This is a genomic window from Mesorhizobium sp. M7D.F.Ca.US.004.03.1.1, from assembly GCF_003998635.1.
GTDB classification, from domain to species: Bacteria; Pseudomonadota; Alphaproteobacteria; order Rhizobiales; family Rhizobiaceae; genus Mesorhizobium; species Mesorhizobium loti.
In genome coordinates, this window is sequence record NZ_RZQG01000974.1 from 1 (window position 1) to 2,130 (window position 2,130).

The 2,130-nt window shown below is 61.7% G+C and carries 3 protein-coding genes; 2 read left to right on the plus strand and 1 reads right to left on the minus strand.

Features of this window, described 5'->3' with window-relative positions:
• Positions 1 to 364, plus strand: a 364-nt coding sequence (locus EN935_RS32655) for an EAL domain-containing protein (RefSeq protein WP_164771555.1), incomplete at its 5' end; no start/stop codon positions are given.
• A gap of 12 nt (positions 365 to 376) precedes the next feature.
• Here EN935_RS32655 and EN935_RS32660 read toward each other — a convergent pair.
• A complete protein-coding gene (locus EN935_RS32660; protein ID WP_109662717.1) occupies positions 377 to 1,267 on the minus strand; it encodes a fatty acid desaturase family protein in 891 nt (296 codons plus the stop codon).
• A gap of 111 nt (positions 1,268 to 1,378) precedes the next feature.
• On the opposite strand from EN935_RS32660, the gene EN935_RS32665 reads away from it, so the two are divergent.
• The coding region (locus EN935_RS32665) for a LysR family transcriptional regulator (protein ID WP_127374055.1) at positions 1,379 to 2,130 on the plus strand (752 nt) is incomplete at its 3' end.

Here is a 2,130-nt window from a genome sequence, read left to right on the forward strand (position 1 = left end):
GCTGAGGACACTGCGACAGTTGCGCGGGCTCGGCATTCGCATCGCACTGGACGATTTCGGCACCGGCTATTCCTCGCTCGGTTATCTCAGGCGTTTTCCCGTCGACAAGATCAAGATCGACCGTTCGTTCATCCACGACTTGGGCAATCGCGACACCGCGGCGATCGTTCGCACCGTCATCGGGCTGGGTGCCGAACTCGGCATCACTGTCACCGCCGAGGGTGTCGAGACCGAGGCGCAGCTCGACATCCTGCGCGGCAATGGCTGTACCGAGGCGCAGGGCTACCTGATCGGCGTGCCGTCAAATGCGGCCGATATTCAGCGTCTGTTGAAATCCCGAGCGTTGCACAGCCAGACCGGCTGAGGTCGGCCACCATCAATGCAGCGTCTCGATGTACTTTTCGTGGAAGCTGACATAGCCCGGCTCGACCACCTTCAAATGCCGCTCGATCAGCGCATGAAACTGCGGCAGTTGATGAAACGGCACGCCGGGATAGGCGTGATGCTCGGCATGGAACGGCATGTTCCACGCTAGCTTGCGGACCAGCCAGTTGGTCAGCGTGGTCCTGGTGTTCTCCAGCATGTTGGCGACAAACGGACAACGGCCGTGCTCGGCCAGCAAGTAGAGCCGCAGAAACGGCTGGCCGAGCAAGGCCGGCAGGATCCAGACATAGAGAAGCACAGTGAGCCGGAAATAGACGGCCAGCAGAATGACCACGGCATAAAAGGCAATCATGGCGCGCGCCTCGATGCGCACCTTGTCGTGGCCTTTGGGCGGAACGTAGCTTTCCCCGCCGCGGTCCATCGCATTGGCATAAAGCGTCTTGAGGTGCCCCCACCACAACGGGATACCAGAGACATGGACGAGATATTGCCGCCATGTCTCCGGTTTGGGGAAGGCCAGTTCAGGGTCGTTCTCTGGGTCTTGCGTGTATCGATGATGGGCGAAGTGGAAGTAGCGAAACCAGTCCGCCGGCAGCGCGATCGCCAGGCTGCACACCCGTGCCACGGCATCGTTCAGCCATTGCGTTTCGAAAGCCGTACGATGAACCGTCTCGTGCAGCAGCGTGAACAGGAACACGATGAGGATACCTTGCGGCAGCATCAGCAGCGGCCAGAACGGCACCTTGGCGGCGATCAGTGATCCGATAATCACGATCGCGCCCCAATGAGCCGCAAGCTGAGCGAGGCCCGCGACATCCGACTTGGCGGTCAGGCGGTTGCGCTCTTCCTGCGTCAACGATGAAATTACGTCGCGATGATCCACGGGTTTCGATCCTGGCTGGGATTGATGAAACCTACTGTAGCCAATGAAAAAACTTTCCAAAAACGACGATTTCTGCAATTTTGATAAGCTGAGCTTATCTATCCGGTGATCATGGTCACACTTCCATCTCTCAAAGGACTTCAGGCCTTCGAGGCCGCGGCGCGTGCAGGCAGCTTTGCCGCGGCGGCGGAAGAGCTTTCGGTGTCGGCCGCCGCCGTCAGCCAGCTCATCCGGGCCGCCGAGGAGCAGATGGGCCGCAAGCTGTTCCACCGCGTCAACCGGCGCGTCGTCCTCACCGAGGCCGGCGTCGAGATGCTGCCCAGGCTGACCATGGCCTTCCAGGAGATCGGCAGCGTCTCGCGCGAACTGGGTGGCGATGCATTCCGCCCGCGCCTGGTCGTATCGGTACCGCCATCCATGGCCATGGGTTGGCTTTCTCAGCGTCTCGCCGGTTTTGTCGCAGGCCATGGCGCAGTCGACATATCGCTCAGAGGCGACGACGACCCGGTGCCGTTCGACCGTGAGTTGATCGACATCAGGCTCAGTTATGGCCCGCATTATCGCGAGCACCCGACCGAGGATATCGTCCAGGACGCAGTCTATCCCGTGTGTGTGCCCGGGCTGGCGGACACGGTCAAACCCGAAGGCCTCGCCAGCCTGCCGCTCATCCATACCGGCTGGGGACCGACTGGTGCGTCCTTTCCGTCCTGGCACAGCTGGTTCGAGGCCGCCGGCATCGAGCCCGGCCGGGCAGCGCAGCGCGGCCTCTCGGCCAACTCATCGCGCGCAGCACTCGACCTTGCCATTTCGGGATTGGGCGTGGCGCTGGCGCAAGGGATCTACTGTGCCGCGGCGCTGGAAGA